Below are 19,265 nucleotides of genomic sequence, written 5' to 3' on the forward strand. Positions count from 1 at the left end.
GTGCGCTTCCCGGTAGGTCCCGCTGGTAGGCCGCCTTCGGATGGGGATTCTCCTGACAGCCACTTTCCTGCAACGACGTTGCGAGAAAGTGGCTTTCCTGCCATCGCCGCGCGAGGGAAGCCTGCCTGCGACGGGACGAGCGGTGGCCAGAACGCCGAGGCGTCAGGCCCGGCGGCGCCTCAGCAACCGCGCCGACTGGCGCGGGGTGAGGTCGGGCAGGTAGGCGCGCCCGATCGCGAACCCGATGGCCGGCAGCGCCGCCAGATCCGGGTAGGCCAGGTAGAGCGGGGCGTAGACGGGCTGGAACTTCGCCTTGAACGCCAGCAGTGATCGGAACCCGTACACCGGCTCCAGCGCCGCGCCCAGCGCGTCGAGGACGCGTTGCAGGCCGCGCTCGTCGGCGGTGCGGTCGACCCGGGCCAGCGGTGACCCGGACAGCGAGATGAACTCGACGCCCTTCTCCTCCTGCAGGTCGCGCACCGCGGAGCCGACGAGGAACTCGGTGGTGCCGCGGAAGCCGCCGGTGCCGCGCCTGCGCATGAAGTCGAGCGTCCAGCCGACGATCTCGCCGTCGCGGTGCACGGGCATCCAGCTGGTGACCCCGTGCACGGTGCGGTCGGTGTCGACGGCGACGAGGCAGCGGACCGCATCGTCGGCCAGCTCGGGCAGGCCACCGAGGGTGAAGCCCATCTCCGGGAGGCCCTTGTCCGCGACCCACTCCTCGCTGATGGCCCGGATCTGGTCGGTGATCGCCAGCGGTGCGTGCGAGAAGGTGAGCCACTCGGCCTTGATGCCCTCCCGCTCGGCCTTGTTGAGGGCGGTACGGACGTCCTGCCAGCGCTTCCCCGTGAACGTCAGCCCCTCGAGCGGCACGACGATCTCCTCGGCCACCTGCACCGATCGCCACCCCAGCTCGGCGCACGCGTCACGGGTGGGGGCGGTGATGCTGTAGAGCGCCGGTGTCCAGCCGCGCTCGCCGCAGAACCGCGCGAAGCCCGCCACGGCGTCGGCGCGGCGCTCGGGGCGTCCGATCGGGTCGCCGGTCGTGACGGCGACCGATCCGATCACCCGGTAGGCGATCGCCGCCTCCTGGTCGCAGAACCAGTAGCTGTTGCCGGCCCACGTGGTGATCCAGGCCAGATCGGATCCGCCGTGCTCGACGACCAGCGCCCGCGCCCTGGCCGCGTCGGCGGCGGCCGCGGTGACGCGCGGCTTCACGAACCCGGCCAGCAGGCCGGCGGCGACCGTGATCCAGAAGGCGACACCGACCCACTCGAACAGCAGCGTCGCGACGAGCCCCTCCGGCAGGAACGCCGGATCCACCTCGCCCAGGTACCCCGGCGGCAGGAACCGCAGCGGGAGATCGGCCAGCAGCTGCGCCGCCGTCGGGGGGCGGTCGAACTGGTCGGCCACCGCCGTTCCCCCGACGACGTAGAGGATCGACAGCGTCCCGAGCACGGCGACCGACGTCGCCGCCGTGCGTTGCAGCGTGCCAGCCGGGGCCCGAACGGTGAACTGCGCGCGGCCGGCCAGCAGCAGCAGCACCACGCAGAGCGGCACCAGCGACGGCAGGAGCAGCGTGAGGAGCTGCTGGGCGCCGGGCACCCCCCGGAACACGACGAGCTCGCTGTCGGGGGTGTCGGCGATCAGCAGCCCGAGTCCCGCACCGAGCACGGCGAGCACGGCGTTGAGCGCCACCCCCAGCACCCACGCCGCCCGCCGCCCGCGGCGCAGCCCCTCGGCGATGACCAGCAGGAGGATCACGGGCACGGCCGAGGCGAGTGCCGGTCCGATCCCGGAGAGCCGCAGGTGGGCCTGCAGTTCGCGGCAGGTGTCGGCATCGCCGGAGAGGCAGATCTGCAGCACCGCGTCGGCGTCCGGTGGCGGGGAGAGGACGAGGTACTGCAGCACGGAGAGCGGCCCGATCGCCGCGCCAGCAGCAGCGGCGACCACCGGCCCGACCGCGGACGCCGCGACGATCATCGCCACCAGCACGCGGCTCTCGTGCCGCGACGCCGGGCCGGGACTGCGGTCGGTGCGGCCCAGCAGCAGCGGCCCGCAGACGAGCCCGACCAGGCCCGCCGAGAGCAGCACGACGTCGGAGAGCGCCCCCGAGTAGGCGACCAGCACGATGCCCGTGGTCAGCAGCAGGATCCGCAGCCGGCGCCGCCACAGCGCCGAGATCCGGCTCGTGACCGCCAACCCCAGCCCGACCGCACCCGGTGCCGCCCCGATCGCGGCCTGCGTCGCCAGCTCGCCGGCCCAACGCCCCCCGACCAGCGAGCCGAGGCCGACCAGCCCGCTCGCGAGCAGCGTGCCCGCGACCTGCGTGCCGAACAGCAGCAACACCGACCGCGCGGTGCCGATCCGGCGCTCGGCCACCGGCCCGGCCACCAGGAACAGCACCGTGGTGACCAGGTGTCCGCCGAGGCTCCCCCAGAAGAAGCACCCGGTGACCGCGGTCCACCAGTGCCCCGCCGCGAACGCCTCCGGCCCGGCGCCCACGTTGTGCAGCAGCCGAGCGCTCGCGCCGCCGGGGATCGAGCCCGTCAGGAAACCGGCCAGCCAGCAGACGGTGATGAGCGTGCACGTCATCGGGGCGTGGCGGGCCGCTCGGACCAGCGCGCTCCCGGTTCCCCGCGCGCGCTCGGCAACGTTCATCGACCGGTTCCCCGGTCGGTGCGGGCACGCCAGCGGACCGATCGTTCCCCCCGGACGTCCCCGATCTGCACACCGAGAGCCTGCCGTAGTCGCATCGGACCGCTGTGCCCGGGCGACGGGCCGTCGTCGCACACCGTCGCGGGTCGTCGCACACGCTGCGCGGTGTGCGACGACGGGTGCAGGTGTGCGACGTCGGGGTGGATGTGCGGCGTCGCACCAGGGGTGGGGCACTACTAGGCTGAGCGGGTGGACGTCCTCGAGTACTCAGGTCACACCGATCCCGGCGGCGCCGCCATCCGGCGCGACCTCGACGCGCTGAGCATCACCAAGCTCTCCGTCGGCACGATGGACAACAACGCCTACCTGCTCGTCTGCAAGGCGACGAACGAGGCGCTGCTCATCGATGCCGCCGCAGAGCCCGACCGGCTGGCCGATCTCGTCGGCTCCGGCGACGCCCGCCCGGAGCTGCGCCACCTGATCACCACGCACCGGCACTTCGACCACTGGCAGGCGCTCGGCGCGGTCGCGGGCATGTTCCAGACCCGCCAGATCGCCCACCCGCTCGACGCCGGCGAGCTGCCGATCCCGATGGACGAGCTGGTCGAGCAGGGTGACACCGTGCGCTTCGGCGAGATCGCGCTCGAGGTCGTGCACCTGCGCGGGCACACCCCCGGCTCCATCGCGCTCGTCTACACCGACGCCGCCGGGCCGCACATCTTCACCGGTGACTCGCTGTTCCCCGGTGGTCCCGGCAAGACCGCGGGTCCCGCGGAGTTCGGCACGCTGATGGACGACCTCGAGGCCAGGGTGTTCGACCCGCTCCCCGATGAGACCTGGGTCTACCCGGGCCACGGCGACGACACCACGCTCGGTGCCGAGCGTCCCAGCCTCGGTGAGTGGCGCTCCCGGGGTTGGTGAGGCCGCGCAGGGCGGTGGGTTCCCGACTTATGGCGAGGATCCGTTCGAGTTGACCGCGGGCGATCGCGCACCCCAGCGCTCGGCGGCGTGGCGCCGGTACCGGGCCCCGAACCCGTAGAGCACGATCAACCGCGGGATCAGCGGCACCTCGTGCAGCACCACCTGGCGACCCGGCTCGTCGAGGTCGTCCATCCGCCACAGACCCTCCTCGGCGAGCACCGGGAGCGACTTGGGCCCGATGTTGTGGGTCTGGTCCCACTCGTGCCACTGGCGATGCGTGAGTGTGGCCGACACCAGCGGCATCGCCTGCGTTTCCTCGCGCTCCAGGTGGGGCAGCAGGACGTCACCGAGCGCGTCGAGTGCCGCCCCCAGCGCGATCCGGTCGGCCTCGCCGCCGGAGCGGCCCCACCGCTGCGTCGCCGCGGTGAGGTGCTCCATGGCCGGGTCGATCGACCCGTGGTCGGCGGCCATCGCGTCGAGGAGCGTCGCGGCGCTCGGATCGGCGGCGCGGACCATCGGGTAGAGGCCCGCATCCTCGCCGCCGTGGTGGGCGTGGAGGAACCGCATCATCCAGTCCAGGTGGGCCGCGAGCGCCGTCCTCCGGGCCCCGTCGGGGAACGGGCTGCTGGTCAGCGCCGCGCGGGTGCGTCGCAGATCGCGCCGCAGCGCGTCGTGGACGATGCCCATGGAACTACCGCAATATCAATGCAAGGGTGTTTGCTGAATCGGTTCGGCCCACACCGCCGCGGCCGTCGCCCGCACCCAGTGCAGCGCGGCGATCCCGGTGTCCCGGCGGATCCGCAGGTCAGCGGTCGTCCGCAGGCCGACCAGGTCGGCAACGGCGTCCCGGAACGCCGCGTCGACGTCCGCACGCAGCGCCGCCGACCCGTCCACTGCGACGATCTGCGCGCAGCGTGACGCTGTCGCGACGATCCAGAACACCGCCTCGCGATGGTCGCCGCCGTCGATCAGCTCCCGGCTGCCGTCGATCGCGACCGGCCGGGCGGCGGGGGTGATGTCGGCCGAGAACGGGAACGGCGTCCGCGAGACGGCTGCCGTGGCGTCGAACATCGCGGCGAGCCGCTCGAGGTGCTTCCGAACGGTCGCGGCGGTGACGTCGGCAAACCCGAGCAGGTCGAGCAGGGGCGCGTAGGGCAGCCCGTGCTCGCGCAGCACGTCGCGCGCGGCCACGTAGCGTCGACGCACGGTGGGCGTGCGCAGTGCCGCCACCTGCATCGCGACGGCCGGCAGGCTGGCCGGGAACATCCAGGCCGTCACCAGGTCCGGCCACGGTGCGCTCCACTCGATGGCACCCCACCGGGCCTCGATCATGGTGAGAACGGTGGCCACGCGCTCCCCTGCCGTGGCCGCGAACGACGGCGCTACCACCGCACGCAGCCGGCCCAGGTGCCCGGTGGGATCGGCGAGTACCTGGTCGGTGGCGAAGCTCGGCGCGAGGTGCGGCGACCGCAGCACCGTCACGGCATCGGCCACCTCCGCCAGCGGCAGGTGGCTGACCTCGAGCAGCACCCCCCGGTGCAGGAACTTTCCGGGCTTCGGCGGCAGCGGCCCCTCGATCACCACCTGCACGTCGACGTCCGACGTCGGCGGCAGCGCGGCCTCGGGCGGCAGGACGGTGGCCGAGCCGGTCAGGAACGCGCCACGGAAGCCCGGCACGGCCGAACCGTGCCGCGCCACCCAGTCCCCCGCGACCTTGCGCGCATCACTCACCAGCACCCCGTCCACGCTACGGCGGCCCCGGACGCCTGACCGTCGAGAACGACGTTGCCATGATCAAAGTGCCTTTTGGATCATGGCAACGTCGTTCTCGACGGCCTGGAGGGCGCGCGTGACCGTGGCGGCGGCCGCCGGGAGCAGCGGGAGCCGGACGTCCGGGGTCGGGATCCGGCCCATGGCGTGCAGCACGCCCTTGATCACGCTCGGGTTCGGCTCCGCGAACAGCGCGGCGGCGAGCCCCGCGAGCGGCGCGGCCAGCTCCCGCCCGGTCGTCGCGTCGCCGCGGCGCCACGCGGCCACCATGGCGGCGAACCGGGCGGTCGCCACGTGCGCCGACGCGAGGATCGCGCCCTGCGCGCCGAGCGCCAGCAGCGGCGCGGCCACGACGTCATCGCCGGCGAGGACCGTGAACCCCGGCGGCGGGTCGGCCAGCAGCGCGACGGTCGTGGCGTCGACCGCGGGCACGGCGTGCTTCATCCCGATCACGCCCGGGATCGCGGCCAGCTCCCGGATCGTGTCCTCCCCCAGCTCGCGGCCGGTGCGGGCCGGCACGTTGTAGACGACGAGCGGCACCCCGGCCGTCGCGAGCGCCGCGAAGTGCGCCACCACGCCCGCCGCCGAGGGCCGCGTGAACGGCGGCACCGCCACCAGCGCCGCGTGGATCTCCGGCCACTGCGCGAGCCCGCGCAGTTCCAGGACGCTGCGCCGGGTGTCGTTGCCACCTGCGCCGACCACGACGGGAGCCCCGCCCGCCGCCCCCAGGCAGGTCCGCAGCACCGCGCGGCGCTCACCGTCGTCGAGCACCGCCGCCTCGGCGGTCGTGCCGAGAACGACCAGGCCGTCGGCTCCGCTGCCGAGGGCGTCGACAGCCAGCCGCCCCAGCGCGTCGTGATCGACCGCTCCGGTCGTGCTGAACGGGGTGACCAGCGGGACCAGCAGTCCGTCGAGGGGCATGGACCGAGCGTCCTGCCTGCGGAGCAACAGGTCCAGTTCACGTTCCTACCGTGGGACGTAAGCTCAACTGATGCTCGACGTCCGCCGGTTGCGCCTGCTGCGGGAGCTCTCGCTCCGCGGAACGATCGCGGCGGTCGCCGACGCGCTCGCGTTCACCCCGTCGGCCGTGTCGCAGCAGCTCGCTGCGCTGGAGCGGGAGGCCGGGGTCGCCCTGCTGGTGCGAACCGGCCGCCGGGTGGCACTGACACCGGCCGCGCTCGCGCTGGTGGCCCACACCGAGGTCGTGCTCGAACGGCTCGAGCAGGCCGATGCCGATCTCGCCGCCACCCGCGACGGCCTGGCCGGCACGCTGCGGATCGGCACGTTCCCGACGGCCGCGCGGGCGATCGTGCCGGCCGCGCTCACCACGCTGGCGCGCCGGCACCCGCGCCTCGACGCGTCGGTGCGCGAGATCGACCCCGCCGACGTCGCGGAGGCGCTGCGCGGCGGCGGGCTCGACGTCGCGCTCGTGCTGTCCTACGACTTCGTGCCCGACCAGGCCGAACCCGGGGTGGACACCGAGCACCTCTTCGACGAGGCGATGCACCTGGCGGCACCGCGGCACTGGCCGGCGCCCGAGGGTGACCCGATCGGCCGCTGGCGCGACGTGCACTGGGTGGTGGCGCCGCCCACCACGCGCTGCGGGGCGATGACGCTGCGGGCCTGCCAGCTCGCCGGGTTCACCCCCCGCGTCCGCGACGAGGTGGACGACTTCGGCACCGCGCTCGCGCTCGTCGGGATCGGCCGCGGGGTGGCACTCGTGCCCGAACTGGGCATCGCGGGCCCGCACCCGGACGTCACCTTCACGGCACTGCCCATGCGGCGCGCGACGCTGGCGGCCTACCGCCGGGGCGCCGCGACGCACCCGGCCGTCGCCGCCTTCGCCACAGCCGTCCGAGCGGCAGCAGGATCTCAGCGCACCGCTTCGGCGCCCGCCGATGTTGCGATCGACTCGAGCGAGCGGCCGGTGGTGCGCGGACCGAGCACAGCGACGTCCACCACGAGCACCGCCATCGCGGCAGCGACCACCGCGAACATGGCCCCGGCACCGGCACCGTCGAGCACCGGGATGAGCACGAACGGCATCGCGGCGGTGGCCAGCCGCGACAGCGAGTAGGCCGAGCCCGCGGCCGTCGCACGCAGCGAGGTCGGGAACAGCTCGCCCTGGTAGGTGTGGAAGGCGTTGGAGAAGACGTTGCTCGTGGCCGTGTAGCAGAAGCCGAGCACCGCGATCAGCACGTCGGACGTGGCGAAGCCGAAGCCCAGCCCGAACACCGCCATGCCGACGGCACTGCCGATGATCAGCCACTTGCGCTCGAACCGCTCGATGATCGGGATCGAGAGCGCGGAGCCGATCGGGTAGCCCAGGAAGGTCAGCGCGGCGAACGTCAGCGAGGTGACGAGCCCGAACCCCTTGGCGGCCAGCACGATCGGCACCAGCGAACCGAAGCCGTAGTAGCCGAAGGCCTGCATCGCCTGGAAGACGTAGAGCATGACGGCCCGCCGGCGCCACGGCGGTCGCAGCAGCGCCGACGCCCGCCCCGGCCCGGGCTCCGGCGGTGCTGCCACGGGCTCGGCGAGCGGACCGGGCGCCGCGGCCTCCAGCCGCCGCACCACGGCGTCGGCTTCCTCGATCCGGCCCCGCGCCGCCAGCCAGCGCGGCGACTCCGGCAACCCGATCCGCAGCAGCCACACGATCGCCGCACCGAGCGCGCCGATCACGAACAGCCACCGCCAGCCGTCGAACCCGAGTGGCGCGGTGCCCACGAGCCCGCGCGCGAGGAAGCCCGCGGCGGGCACGCCGCAGAAGCCGACGGTGTACGCCCAGGCGATCGCGCGCCCGCGCGAGCGCGCCGGCAGCAGGTCCGACAGGTAGGCATCGGCCAGCGGTAGCTCGGCCCCGATCCCGATCCCCGCGATGAACCGGCAGATCACGAGCATCCAGACGTCCGTGCTGAACGCGCCGAGCAGCGTGAACACCGAGTACAGGCTCAGCGTCAGCAAGAAGGCGCGGCGCCGCCCGATCCGGTCGGCGAGCCTGCCCAGCGTCACGGCCCCGACGAACGCGCCCAGGAACGCCGACGCGAGCACGAGCTTCAGCTCGTCGGGGCCGACGTGGAACTCCTTCGTGAGCACCGTGCTGACCGTGCTCGCGAGGAAGAGGTCGTAGAGGTCGAAGAACGTGGCGACACCGACCACGGCGATGAAGAACCGGTGCAGCCGGGTCACCGGCAACCGGTCCAGCCGTGCCGCGATCTCCGCCCGTCCGGTCATCGGCTCTGCGGGCCTCGACTCCCCACTCATGGAGATCAGGTTCTGCCCACCACCGCCGCTTCCGCAACCGCGAAAGCACCATCCGTCCGAGGGGTGGGACGGCCGGGCACGAACGCGGCCGCGACCGCACCGGCGACCAGCGCCGCGGCGGCCAGCCCGATCGCGGGTGCGAAGCCGCCGACGAACGCCGCGGGCGACGCGTAGCTCCCGGAACCGGCGAACACGGCCACCAGCACGGCCAGTCCGAGCACGCCGCCGAGCTCCCGGACCATCGCGTTCACGCCCGAAGCCTTGCCGACCTCCGCCGGCTCCACCGCGCCCAGCACGGCGTTCGCGGTGGGCGGCATGGCCAGCGAGGCACCGATGCTGGCCAGCAGGAACGGCGCGACGAGAGCGCTGTAGGTCAGTCCGGAATGCACGACGAGCGCGACCCAGGCGAGCCGCCTGCGGAGAGCAGCAGGCCGCCGACCATCAGCGGCCGGTTGCCGACGCGATCGGCCAGGCGACCGGCGAACGGACCGATCACGATCAGCGCCGACGTCCACGGCATCAGGCCGAGACCCGCCTGCAGCGGGGTGAACCCCAGCGCGTTCTGCAGCAGCTGGGAGAAGAAGAACACCCCGCCGAAGATCGAGACGACCAACCCGACCGTCGCCAGGTTGGCGGCGACGAACCCGCGGCTGCGGAACAGCCGCAGCGGCAGCATCGGCGCGGCGGCGCGGCGCTCCCATGCCACGAACGCGATCGTGAGCAGACCGCCTGCCACGAAGGCGGTCAGGACCTCTGCGCTCGTCCAGCCTGTGGCGTTGCCCCGGGCGAGCGCCCAGACGAGGCCGACGGCGGCGGCGGTGACCAGCAGCAGGCCGCGGATGTCGAGTGCCGTGTCGGCGCCGCGGCTCTCGTCGACCTTGCCGATCACGAGCAGGACCACGGCGAGCCCGATCGGGACGTTGAGCCAGAAGATGAACTCCCAGCCGACCGTTGTCGTGATGACACCGCCCAGACCCGGTCCGGCGAGCACCGCGAGCCCGGACCCGCCCTGCAGGATCCCCAGCGCGGCGCCTCGCCGGTCGGCCGGGTACGCGGCACCGACCAGCGTCATCGCCAGCGCCGTGACCAGCGCGGCGCCCGCACCCTGGGCGGCCCGCGCGGCCACGAGCACCACCACGTTCGGCGCCAGCGCGCAGGCGACCGACGCGACGGTGAACAGCGCGACCCCGATCGCGAACATCCGGCTGCGCCCGAACCGGTCGCCCAGCGCCGCGGCCGGCATCAGCAGCACCGCCATGACCAGGTTGAACGCGTTGATCGTCCATTCGAGCTGCTCGGCGGTGGCCCCGAGGTCGCGCTGGATGGTGGTGAGCGCGGTGGAGACGACGAGCGTGTCCAGCGCCGTCATCAGGGATGCTGCGGTGGCCAGCCCCAGCACCCATCGGCGCGCGGTGTCGGTCATGTCGAGCTCCTCGTTCGTCGAGCGGGCAGTCACCCACCGACGTGCGGCACGCCACTAAATCGACACCGGGGGCGCCACGAGTTCCGTCGAGAACGACGTTGCCATGATCAACAGGCCCTTTCGATCATGGCAACGTCGTTCTCGACGGCTCCACCGTGGTGAGGCGGCGCTGCAGGTAGCGGCGCTCGGCGTCGGTCGGCGCGAGGGTCAGCGCCTCCCGGTACGCCGCCGCCGACTCGGCATCGCGGCCGAGCCTGCGCAGCAGGTCGGCGCGGGTCGCCGGCACCAGGTGATGGCCCGGCAACTGCGCCGCAACCGCGTCCACCCGCACCAACCCGGCGGCGGGACCTTCGGCCATCGCGACGGCGATCGCCCGGTTCAGCTCCACCACCGGCGACGGCACCAGCCGCGCGAGCTCCCCGTAGAGCCGCACGATCTCGGGCCAGTCGGTGTCGGCGGCCGCAGGCGCCAGGTCGTGGCAGGCCGCGATCGCCGCCTGCAGCTGGTAGGCGCCTGCCCGTTCCCGCCGCAGCGCGCCGTCGAGCAGCCGGACGCCCTCGGCGATCGCGTCCCGGTCCCATCGGCCCCGGTCCTGCTCCTCCAGCGTGACGAGGTCACCCGCGGCGTCGAGCCGGGCCGCGCCGCGGGCGTCCTGCAGCAGCATCAGGGCGAGCAGGCCCTGCGCCTCCGGCTCGTCGGGCATCAGGCCGGCGAGCGCGCGGGCCAGCCGGATGGCCTCGGCCGTGAGGTCGCGGCGCAGCAGATCGGCACCGGCGCTGGCCGCGTAGCCCTCGCGGAACAGCAGGTAGAGCACCGCCAGCACGCCCGCGACGCGCTCGGGCAGCAGGTGCGCGGGCGGCACCCGGTACGGGATGGCGGCGTGGCGGATCTTCCGCTTGGCGCGCACGAGGCGCTGCGCCATCGTCGGCTCCGGCACGAGGAACGCGCGGGCGATCTCCGCGGTGGTCATGCCGGTGAGGGTGCGCAGGGTCAGCGCGACGCGCGCCTCGAGCGCCAGCGCCGGGTGGCAGCACGTGAAGATCAGCCGGAGCCGGTCGTCGGGCACGCCGCTGGGATCCCGGTCGGAGTAGGGGTCGTCGGCGGGTTGCACGGTCACCTCACCCAGCTCCTGGGATTCTGCGAGCTTCCGGGACTCCACGGCCATGCGCCGCTGTCGGTCCCGGGCGCGGTTGCGCGCCGTGACCGTCAGCCAGGCACCGGGGCTGCGCGGGACGCCGTCACGCCCCCAGTGCTGCAGCGCGAGCGCGAACGCGTCCTGGGTGCACTCCTCGGCGAGCTCCCAGTCCCCCGTCAGCCCGATCAGGGTGGCGACGACCTGGCCCCACTCGTCGCGGAATGCCTGCGCGACGGCGTCCTCGACGGTCACGTCCAGAGCGGCCGCACCTCGATGCCCGCGTAGGCGGCGATCGGGTGCTTGGCCGCGATCTCGATCGCCTCGTCGAGATCGGCGCACTCGAGCAGGTCGAACCCGCCGATCTGCTCGGTGCCCTCGGCGAACGGCCCGTCGGTGAGCAGGACCTCGCCGCCGCGCACCCGCACGGTGGTGGTGTCGGCGACAGGACGAAGACGGTCGCCGGTGATCCGGACCCCGCGCGCCGTCATCTCGTCGACCCACGCCTGGGTCATGCCCGGCATGTCCACGTCGGCGGGGATCTCGACGTCACCGCAGATCAGCATCAGGTACTGCATGGTTCCTCCTCGGTTCGGATACCCACCGACGAACCGGACCGCGACAGATCGACACGCACTCGCGAGAATTTCAGCTGATCTTCACGAGGTCCACGACGAAGACCAGCGTCGAGCCACCGGGGATCGGGCCGTTGGTCTGGTCGCCGTAGCCGAGCGCCGGCGGGATCACCAGCACCCGCCTGCCGCCGGCCTGCATGCCGGCGATGCCCTGTGAGAACCCCTTGACCACCCGGTTGAGCGGGAACGAGATGGGGTCGCTGCCGCGGCTCCACGAGCTGTCGAACACCGAGCCGTCGGTGTAGAGCGTGCCGGTGTAGCGGACGTCGACGGTGTTGGTGGGCGCTGCGGCGGGTCCGGTGCCGACCACGACGTCCTGCATGACGAGGCCGGCGGGCGGCGTGCCGGTGCCGGCCTGCGCCTGGGTGGGCTTGGTCAGGTCGGTGGGGGTGCCGGTCAGTGCCGGTACCCCGGCGGGCGCCGGCTGGGCGGGCGCGGTGGCGGGAGCGGCAGCCGACGAGGTGGCGGCCGCGGTGGGGGCCGCAGCGGCGGGCGATGGTGCCGCAGGACTGCCGCATGCGGCGAGCACCGCGGCGGCGGCGACCGCGACGGCAGCGGCGAGGAGGGAGCGCTTCATGGCGTCAAGTCGACCACGCCCGGGCGGGCACTACGGCGTCACCCCGCCAGCCCGGGCAGCTCCCGGCGCTGCAACGCGCTGATCAGGAATGTGACGGGCGCGCCGGGCGGGGTGCGGGCGATCAGCCGCACGATCCCGCCGTCGAGCTGTTCGACCTGCGGATCCGTCAGGTAGGCGGAGTAGGGCTCGCTCCCGGTCCGGGGCTTGCCCGAGCGCACCGCCTCGGTGACCGCCGCCGCAACGTCAGGGGCCGTCGCGCCGGCCGCCACGCACAGGACGCTGTCGGCCCGCGCCGGATCGGTACCGGCGCGACGCAGCCCGACGCCGGTCGCCCGGATACCGGTGCCGCCCGCCCCGGTGCCGCCCGCCCCCGTGACCAGGGTCGCCGTCAGCACGTCGCCGAGGCAGCGGGCGAGGGGGCCGACCACCGGATCGTCCTGCAGGTCCGGACCCGCGCCGTCGACGAGAGCGACCGCCGCGTCCGGCGCGCCGACCACGACGTCGCTGCCGATCGGGCGGACCGTGCCGGCCTGCAGCGTGAGCGGTTCCGCGAGCGAGAGCTGCCGGCCGAGCGTGTCACCACCCGTCCAGCCCGCTGCGGTGGCGGCGGTCCGGATCTCCGCAGCGTCCTGACCACCGGAGACGAGGGTGATCGCGCGGGGCGGACGCCCCGCCGTGAGGACGCTGCCCGCCGCGTCCAGGTCGATCTTCAGCTGGGCCGCGAGCGGCGCCCGGTAGGCGTCCAGCTGACCGCCGGCCCGCCCGCCGAGTCCCGGCAGCTCCGGCCCTGCTGCCAGCCGAGCGGTGTCCACGAAGTCCAGGTAGCCCTCGAACGGCCCGTCGACCCGGCTCAGTGCCTGCTCGAATGCCGGCCCCGACCGGGTCGGGCCGGGCGCGAGCTGCGGGGCGGCTGCCGGTGCGGCGCACGCGGCGAGGCAGGCGGTCCCGATCGCTGCCAGGAGTGCCCTACGGATCATGGATCGGACGGTAGTGCGACGGCGTCGGGGCGGGCGTCCGTGACACTACGCAGAACCGACGGGGCAGACTGGGCGACCGTGACCGACAGCTTCCCGCGCCGGCAGGCCCGCACCCGTCGTTTCACCCTGGGCGCCCCGCGCGGCTTCACCCTCTCCCCCGACGGCACGCGGGTGGTGTTCCTGCGCAGCCGCGGCGGCACCGACGCGGTGAACTGCCTGTGGTCGCTCGACGTCGCCACCGGCACGGAACGGCTGGTCGCCGACCCGCACCTGCTCGACGGCGCCGCGACCGAGGACCTGCCGCCCGAGGAGCGGGCCCGCCGGGAACGCAGCCGGGAGAAGGCAGGCGGGGTGGTCGGTTACGCCGTGGACGCCGTCGCCGAGGTCGCGGCGTTCGCGCTGTCCGGGCAGCTCTACGTCGCCGATCTGGTGGGTGCGGCTGCGCCGCGGGCCATCACGACACCGGGTGGGGTCATCGACCCCCGGCCCGATCCCACCGGACGGCGCGTCGCCTTCGTCAGCGGCGGCGCGCTGCACGTCCACGACCTGGAGACGGGCACGACGGCCGTGCTCGCCGCCCCGGACGGGGAGCAGGTCACCTTCGGGCTGGCGGACTTCGTCGCGGCCGAGGAGATGGACCGGATGCGCGGCTACTGGTGGTCGCCCGACGGCACCGCCCTGCTCGTCGCCCGGGTCGACGACGCGCCGGTGCAGCGCTGGCACATCGCCGACCCGGCCAACCCGGACCGCACCCCGACCGTGATCTCCTACCCGGCGGCCGGCACCCCGAACGCGGTCGTGACCTGCGAGATCATCACGCTCGACGGCGGCCGGACGCCCGTCGCCCGGGACACCGCGGTCGACGAGTACCTCGCCACCGTCGTCTGGGATGCCCACGAGCTGCTGCTGGTGGTGCAGCCCCGCGACCAGCGGGCGCTGCGCGTGCTGGCCGTCGACCCGGCCACCGGGGCGACCTCGCTGCGCCACGAGCAGACCGACCCGGTGTGGGTCGACATCGTGCCCGGCGTTCCCGCGCACACCGCGTCGGGCGCGCTCGTCACCGTCGCCGACCTCGACGACGCGCGCCGCCTCCTGATCGACGGGGTGGCCGTGACACCGCCGTCGCTGCAGGTCCGCGGCGTCGTGGAGGTCGAGGACGAGACGGTGCTGCTCCGCGCGAGCGAGGAGGCCGCCTCCACCGGGCTCTGGTCGTGGAGCCCGGACGGCCTCACCCTGTTGAGCCCGCCCCACGGCGTCCACAACGGGCGCCGCAGCGCCGGCACGCTCGTGCTGACCAGCGTCGACCTGGAGTCCGACGGCGCCACCACGGTCGTGCGGCACGCGGGCGGCGAGCACCCGATCGCGTCGCTCGCCGAGTCGCCGGACCTGACGCCGCGGATCACGTTGACCGTCGCGGGTGAGCGCGAGTCACCGACCGCGGTACTGCTGCCGTCCTGGCACCGGCCCGGCACGAAGCTCCCGGTGCTCATGGACCCCTACAGCGGCCCGCACGTCCAGCGCGTGGTCGCCGCCCGCGGGGCGCACGCGACCAGCCAGTGGTTCGCCGAGCAGGGCTTCGCCGTCGTCGTCGTCGACGGGCGCGGCACGCCCGGCCGCGGCCCGGCCGTGGAACGGGCGGTCTTCGGCGACCTCGCCTCCCCCGTCCTGCAGGACCAGGTGGACGCGCTGCACGCCGTCGCGGCGACGCATCCCGATCTCGACCTGACCCGCGTCGGCATCATCGGCTGGTCGTTCGGCGGTTACCTCGCCGCACTGGCCGTGCTGCGCCGTCCCGACGTCTTCCACGCCGCCGTCGCGGGTGCCCCCGTCACCGACTGGGCGCTCTACGACACGCACTACACCGAGCGCTACCTCGGCCACCCCGAGCAGTTCCCCGATGCCTACGCCCGCTCGTCGCTGCTCGGTGACGCCGCGAAGCTGACGCGTCCGCTGCTGCTGATCCACGGCCTCGCCGACGACAACGTGGTGGCCGCCCACACGCTGCGGCTGTCCTCGGCGTTGCTGGCCGCGGGCCGCCCGCACAGCGTGCTGCCGCTCTCGGGCGTCACCCACATGACGCCGCAGGAGGAGGTGGCGGAGAACCTCCTGCTGCTGCAGGTGCAGTTCCTCAAGGAGTCGCTGGGCGTGAGCTGAGCGGCTCGCACACACCTCCGCGTCGCCGCACACACCGTGCACGGTGTGTGCGGGGATGCTGCGATGTGTGCGAGCTAGTCGAGCGGGGTCAGGACGGCGTCCGGGGCGCCCGCCGTGCTCGGCCGGCCCGCCCGCCACTCCCAGATCCCGATCCCCAGCGCCACCGCGACGGACCCCGCGGCGGTGCCGATCGTGAGCGACACGGCCAGCGGGTAGTCGTTGCCGCTGCCCGCGAGCACCGCGTAGAAGAGCCCGGCGAGCGCGGCACCGCCGATGGCCGCGCCGATGCGCTGCCCGGTCTGCAGCGCCCCACCCGCGGAGCCCGCCATCTGCACCGGCACCCGGCGCAGCGTCATCGTGGTGTTGGGCGAGATCACCCAGCCGCCGCCGATCCCGGCGAGCAGCAGCGGCGCCGACACCGCCCAGCCCGCGACGCCGGGGGACGCCAGCCACAGCACCACGGCGGTGGCCGCCAGCCCGGCCACCACGAGTCCGAGCCCCGCGACGGTGAGCGCGCGGCCCCAGCGCTCGACCAGCCGCCCGCCCACCACGGCCGACACCGCCGACCCGAGCGCGAACGGGGTGACGGCGAGACCCGACTGCAGGGGTGTGTAGCCCAGTCCGGCCTGGAAGAAGAGAGCGAAGACGAGCCAGATGCCGCTGAACCCGATGAAGTACACCGATCCCAGCCCGGCGCCCGACGCGTAGCCGGGGATCTCGGTGAGCAGCCGGATGTCCAGCAGTGGCTGCCGTTCGCGCGCGATCACGCGCTGCTCCCAGCGGACGAACAACCAGCCCAGCACCACCGCGACCGGGAACAGCCACCACAGCCGGGCGATCCCACCCGACTCGGCCTGCACCAGTGGCAGCAGCACCGCGAGCACCGTGCCGCCGAGCAACCCGACCCCGACGAGATCGATGTGCTCGCGGCGCCCGGAACCGCCCTTCGGGAGCAGCCGCGCCGCCAGCACCAGCGCGAGCACGCCGATCGGCACGTTGATGTAGAAGATCCAGCGCCAGCCGTCGCCCTCTCCGGCGAGCGTCAGTATCAGCCCGCCGACCACCGGCCCGACGGCCGTGGAGATGCCAACGGTCGCCCCGAACAGGCCGAACGCGCGACCGCGCTCGGCGCCGCGGAACAGCTGCTGGATCAGCCCCGAGTTCTGCGGCGCCAGTGCTCCGGCCGCGAGGCCCTGCGCCAGCCGCGCGGCGATCAGCGTCGCGGTGGTCGGCGCCGCCCCGGCCAGCGCGCTGAACAGCACGAACGCCCCGAGCGCGATCAGGAACATCCGGCGCCTGCCCAGGGCGTCACCGAGCCGCCCGGCCGGCACCAGCGCCAACCCGAACGTCAGCGCGTAGCCCGAGATCACCCACTGGACGTCGGACGGGGTGGTGCCCAGCCCGTGCTGGATGGACGGCAGCGCCACCGAGACGATGCTGACGTCGAGCAGGCTCATGAAGCCCGCCACGAGCGTCACCCACAGCGCTCGCCAGCGACGCGGATCGGGCTCGTACTCCGAACCGGAGCTCACGCCGCCGGCTCGGCGGCGGGCGCGCGGCGGCACCGGGCGGGCATGGTCGTCACCCCGGCATCGTAAGCATCGACACGGATCTCCGCTGGCCGCCACCGTCACGGCGGCGGCGGGGCTCCCAACCGCCGTCGGTACTGCGCGGGGCTGTGGCCGGTGTGCTGTCGGAAGCGGGTCGAGAAGTAGAGCGGGTTGGGAAAACCGGCCTCCGCGGCCACCGAGGCGACCGGCCGGCTGGTGAGCTCGAGCAGCCGGCACGCGGTGTCGAGGCGGCGGCGCTCGACGAACTGCTGCGGTGTGGTGCCGAGCTGGCTGCGGAACACGTGGGCGAAGCGGGAGACCGACAGGTTGCTCACCCCGGCCAGCACCGCGACGGACAGGTCGGCGCGCAGGTGGCGGTCGACGTGCTCGATGGCGCGCAGCAGCCGGTCGTCGATCCGGGCCGCCGCGGGGTTCTGGGTGTCGCACCACAGCAGCGCGGCCTCCAGCGCGTTCATGCCCAGCTGCTCGCCCTGCGGCAGCACGCTGTCCTGGTGCCGGACGCACGCGGCGAGGCTGCCGCGGATCCGCTCGGCACCGTCCGCGCCGGCCCGGAGCACGAGCAGCCCGGGGGCGACCTCCGGCCAGTCGAGCAGCGGCAGCCAGTCCGGTCGCGGGTGGAAATGCGCGTAGAGGAAGTGCCAGCGCTGCATCGCCGGCTCCACGCCGTAGTCGTGGGGCGTGCCGGGGCGGATCAGCGCGGTCTCCCGCGGCTCCACGAACACGCCGGGGCCCAGCCGTCCCCGACCGGCGATGGTGTGGAACAGCAGCCAGTCGGTGGTGCCGCGGCTGCGGTACGTCGCGTAGCCCGACCCCTCGTCGAACTCGCCCGCGAGCAGCCGACGCACCGTCGGGGTGAAGGACTCCGCCCGGCTCGCAGCAGGATCTCGAAGGTTCACAGCGCAATACGCTATCCCCTTGCCCAGCTCATCGGCCGATGCTGGGAACCATGAGCAGCACAGTCGCAGAGGTGTACGAGCGCGACGGGGTCGTCCAGGTGCCCGGCGTACTCGACCGGTCCGAGGTGGAGCGGCTCCGGGCCGCCTACATGAGCCTCGTCGCCGCCGACCACTCGCTGGCGGTCGACGACGGGGTGCCCGACGGCGACCCGCTGGCCCGCTACCCGCGGTTCGTCCACCCGCACCGCCGCACCGACGTCGAGGCGGGCCGCCTGGCCATGGACCTGATGCTGGACGGCCGGATCCTCGATGTCGTCACGACGCTGATCGGACCCGCGCTCGGCGCCCAGTCGATGTTCTACTTCAAGCCACCGGGCGCTCGCGGGCAGGCGCTGCACCAGGACAACACGTTCCTGCGCGCCCATCCCGAGACCTGCCTGGCGGCCTGGATCGCGATCGACGACGTCGACGCCGAGAACGGTGGCCTCGCCGTCGTCCCGGGCTCGCACCGCGTCGAGTTGGCCTGCCCCGAGCCCGCGGACCTGGCCGAGTCGTTCACCTCCGTCGAGGTACCCGTCCCGGCCGGGATGCAGACCGTGCAGACGCGGATGGCAGCGGGCGACGTGCTCTTCTTCCACGGCAGCGTGGTGCACGGGTCGCGGCCCAACTCCAGCATCGACCGCTTCCGCCGCGCGCTGATCTTCCACTACGTGCCGGAGGCGAGCACCGAGATCGCCGAGTTCTACAACCCGCTGGTGCGGCCCGACCGCCGGACATGCACCCTCCCGGTGGCCGTGGGCGGCGGCCCGTGCGGCGAGTACGCCGACGCCGAGCCGTAGCCGCCCGGGGCGTTCTGGCAGGGTTGGGCTCCGCAGCAACCGGACTCACCAACCTGGAGAACGTCGTGGCACTCGAGAAGCCCCAGATCGACTACCCGGAGGGCACCCCGCCCGCCGACCTCGTCATCGAGGACATCCAGACCGGCGACGGAGCGGAGGCAGCAGCCGGCAACACCGTCGAGGTGCACTACGTCGGCGTCTCGTACTCGACAGGTGAGGAGTTCGACGCCTCGTGGAACCGCGGTTCCACGTTCCGCTTCGGCCTCGGCGCCGGTCAGGTCATCGCAGGCTGGGACCAGGGCGTCGCGGGCATGAAGATCGGTGGCCGGCGCAAGCTCACCATCCCGCCGCACCTGGGCTACGGCAACCGCGGCGCGGGCGGCGCGATCAAGCCGGGCGAGACGCTGATCTTCGTGGTGGACCTCGTCGGCGTCAGCTGACACCGGCG

At 73.8% G+C, this 19,265-nt stretch carries 17 protein-coding genes and 1 pseudogene; 5 read left to right on the plus strand and 13 right to left on the minus strand.

The window, feature by feature from the left end; all coding sequences use genetic code 11:
- Nucleotides 1–162: 162 nt before the first annotated feature.
- The gene (locus tag ACFPFQ_RS39530; protein WP_379628357.1) at nt 163–2,661 is read right to left on the minus strand and encodes a bifunctional lysylphosphatidylglycerol flippase/synthetase MprF; all 2,499 of its coding nucleotides are present in this window, start codon (nt 2,659–2,661) and stop codon (nt 163–165) included.
- 246 nt (nt 2,662–2,907) lie between these two features.
- Here ACFPFQ_RS39530 and ACFPFQ_RS39535 point away from each other — a divergent pair, with 246 nt between their 5' ends.
- A complete protein-coding gene (locus ACFPFQ_RS39535; RefSeq protein WP_379628359.1) occupies nt 2,908–3,579 on the plus strand; it encodes an MBL fold metallo-hydrolase in 672 nt (223 codons plus the stop codon).
- Nucleotides 3,580–3,606: 27 nt separating this feature from the next.
- Here the strand turns inward: ACFPFQ_RS39535 and ACFPFQ_RS39540 are convergent, their stop codons facing one another.
- From ACFPFQ_RS39540 to ACFPFQ_RS39550, 3 genes are read right to left on the minus strand one after another with little or no spacing between them, the layout of a single operon-like run.
- Entirely contained in the window at nt 3,607–4,266 is a 660-nt protein-coding gene (locus ACFPFQ_RS39540; RefSeq protein ID WP_379628361.1) for a hemerythrin domain-containing protein, read from the minus strand.
- A gap of 15 nt (nt 4,267–4,281) precedes the next feature.
- Nucleotides 4,282–5,316 (minus strand): hypothetical protein, encoded by a 1,035-nt coding sequence (locus ACFPFQ_RS39545; protein WP_379628363.1) that lies wholly within the window; start codon nt 5,314–5,316, stop codon nt 4,282–4,284.
- A gap of 57 nt (nt 5,317–5,373) precedes the next feature.
- Nucleotides 5,374–6,270 carry a dihydrodipicolinate synthase family protein gene (locus tag ACFPFQ_RS39550; RefSeq protein WP_379628365.1) on the minus strand — a complete coding sequence of 299 codons (897 nt, stop codon included), beginning with the start codon at nt 6,268–6,270 and terminating at the stop codon, nt 5,374–5,376.
- A 70-nt stretch (nt 6,271–6,340) separates the two neighbouring features.
- Here ACFPFQ_RS39550 and ACFPFQ_RS39555 point away from each other — a divergent pair.
- A pseudogene (locus tag ACFPFQ_RS39555) lies at nt 6,341–7,201 on the plus strand (LysR substrate-binding domain-containing protein); the annotation flags it as partial.
- 20 nt (nt 7,202–7,221) lie between these two features.
- Here ACFPFQ_RS39555 and ACFPFQ_RS39560 read toward each other — a convergent pair.
- From ACFPFQ_RS39560 to ACFPFQ_RS39590, 7 genes are all read right to left on the minus strand, one after another.
- Nucleotides 7,222–8,583 (minus strand): MFS transporter, encoded by a 1,362-nt coding sequence (locus tag ACFPFQ_RS39560; RefSeq protein ID WP_379628628.1) that lies wholly within the window; start codon nt 8,581–8,583, stop codon nt 7,222–7,224.
- Nucleotides 8,584–8,618: 35 nt separating this feature from the next.
- Nucleotides 8,619–9,002, minus strand: coding sequence for a hypothetical protein (locus tag ACFPFQ_RS39565; RefSeq protein ID WP_379628366.1), 384 nt, complete (start codon nt 9,000–9,002; stop codon nt 8,619–8,621).
- Nucleotides 8,987–10,036: a DHA2 family efflux MFS transporter permease subunit gene (locus ACFPFQ_RS39570; protein WP_379628368.1), complete on the minus strand. Its 1,050-nt coding sequence runs from the start codon at nt 10,034–10,036 to the stop codon at nt 8,987–8,989. The genes ACFPFQ_RS39565 and ACFPFQ_RS39570 overlap by 16 nt, the downstream gene beginning before the upstream one ends.
- Before the next feature lie 124 nt (nt 10,037–10,160).
- Nucleotides 10,161–11,423, minus strand: coding sequence for an RNA polymerase sigma factor (locus ACFPFQ_RS39575; RefSeq protein WP_379628370.1), 1,263 nt, complete (start codon nt 11,421–11,423; stop codon nt 10,161–10,163).
- Entirely contained in the window at nt 11,420–11,746 is a 327-nt protein-coding gene (locus ACFPFQ_RS39580) for a YciI family protein (RefSeq protein ID WP_379628372.1), read from the minus strand. The genes ACFPFQ_RS39575 and ACFPFQ_RS39580 overlap by 4 nt, the downstream gene beginning before the upstream one ends.
- A 70-nt stretch (nt 11,747–11,816) precedes the next feature.
- Nucleotides 11,817–12,380, minus strand: coding sequence for an FKBP-type peptidyl-prolyl cis-trans isomerase (locus ACFPFQ_RS39585; protein ID WP_379628373.1), 564 nt, complete (start codon nt 12,378–12,380; stop codon nt 11,817–11,819).
- A gap of 38 nt (nt 12,381–12,418) precedes the next feature.
- Nucleotides 12,419–13,357, minus strand: coding sequence for a hypothetical protein (locus ACFPFQ_RS39590; protein ID WP_379628375.1), 939 nt, complete (start codon nt 13,355–13,357; stop codon nt 12,419–12,421).
- 78 nt (nt 13,358–13,435) lie between these two features.
- Between ACFPFQ_RS39590 and ACFPFQ_RS39595 the strand changes: the two genes are divergently transcribed.
- Entirely contained in the window at nt 13,436–15,511 is a 2,076-nt protein-coding gene (locus ACFPFQ_RS39595; protein ID WP_379628377.1) for a S9 family peptidase, read from the plus strand.
- Nucleotides 15,512–15,585: 74 nt separating this feature from the next.
- Here ACFPFQ_RS39595 and ACFPFQ_RS39600 read toward each other — a convergent pair whose 3' ends face one another.
- Together ACFPFQ_RS39600 and ACFPFQ_RS39605 are read right to left on the minus strand one after the other, a co-directional pair.
- Nucleotides 15,586–17,043 carry an MFS transporter gene (locus ACFPFQ_RS39600; protein ID WP_379628379.1) on the minus strand — a complete coding sequence of 486 codons (1,458 nt, stop codon included), beginning with the start codon at nt 17,041–17,043 and terminating at the stop codon, nt 15,586–15,588.
- A 98-nt stretch (nt 17,044–17,141) separates the two neighbouring features.
- Nucleotides 17,142–17,978, minus strand: coding sequence for a helix-turn-helix domain-containing protein (locus ACFPFQ_RS39605; RefSeq protein WP_379628380.1), 837 nt, complete (start codon nt 17,976–17,978; stop codon nt 17,142–17,144).
- Between the two features lie 50 nt (nt 17,979–18,028).
- Between ACFPFQ_RS39605 and ACFPFQ_RS39610 the strand changes: the two genes are divergently transcribed.
- Both ACFPFQ_RS39610 and ACFPFQ_RS39615 read left to right on the plus strand, forming a co-directional pair.
- Complete coding sequence (locus ACFPFQ_RS39610; protein ID WP_379628382.1) at nt 18,029–18,817, plus strand: phytanoyl-CoA dioxygenase family protein; 789 nt, start codon at nt 18,029–18,031, stop codon at nt 18,815–18,817.
- A gap of 65 nt (nt 18,818–18,882) precedes the next feature.
- Complete coding sequence (locus ACFPFQ_RS39615) at nt 18,883–19,257, plus strand: FKBP-type peptidyl-prolyl cis-trans isomerase (RefSeq protein ID WP_379628384.1); 375 nt, start codon at nt 18,883–18,885, stop codon at nt 19,255–19,257.
- Nucleotides 19,258–19,265: the final 8 nt, after the last annotated feature.

Source organism: Pseudonocardia sp. GCM10023141 (assembly GCF_042653605.1).